Below are 565 nucleotides of genomic sequence, written 5' to 3'. Positions count from 1 at the left end.
ATGTGTTCGGGTATGGGCAATTCATCCAGGCCGCGCGCGCGATCGTCGCCGACGCTCATCTGGACGATCGGGGCAAGATGCTCGGTTTCTGGCACAAGGGCGAGCCGCCCGCGATCAGCAACGCGCAGCAGGTAGGGTTCCATTGGCAGGGCGGGCGCTGGGGATGTGCGCCAGCGATCGCCGCCTAGATCAACACCCGCTCCACCTCGTCCAGCGTCACGTCATCGGGCCGGCGGTCATAGAGCTGAGTCGTGCGGGTAGAGCTGTGGTTCGCCATCGTCGCCGCCGTCTCCAACGTGCCGCCGTTTTTCAGATAGGTGGTGATTCCGGTCGCGCGGAACGAATGGTTGCCGATCGCCGTCCCGATCTCGGCCGCGCCTGCGCGCCGGCGCACCATCGCGAAGGCATTGGCTTGGGGCAGGGGGGTATCGCTTAGTCGCTTAGTCCCGCGTGCGATCGTGCGGAACAGCGATCCCTTGCGATCCTCACGCAGCGCGCACCCGTCGATATAGGGGTGACTACACGAAAGTGACGTATCTGCACGGAAAGGGCGAACGGATAGCGA

General features: G+C 64.6%; 2 pseudogenes. One reads left to right on the top strand and one right to left on the bottom strand.

Going from position 1 to position 565, the window contains the following annotated elements:
• A pseudogene (locus AX703_RS00555) lies at positions 1–188 on the top strand (histidine phosphatase family protein); the annotation flags it as partial.
• Here AX703_RS00555 and AX703_RS28140 read toward each other — a convergent pair.
• Positions 185–565: pseudogene (locus AX703_RS28140) on the bottom strand (hypothetical protein); the annotation flags it as partial. The pseudogenes AX703_RS00555 and AX703_RS28140 sit on opposite strands and share 4 nt — an antisense overlap.

The sequence above is a fragment of the Novosphingobium sp. CCH12-A3 genome (assembly GCF_001556015.1).
Lineage (GTDB): Bacteria > Pseudomonadota > Alphaproteobacteria > Sphingomonadales > Sphingomonadaceae > Novosphingobium > Novosphingobium subterraneum.
This window is presented reverse-complemented; position numbering and strand designations above follow the sequence as displayed.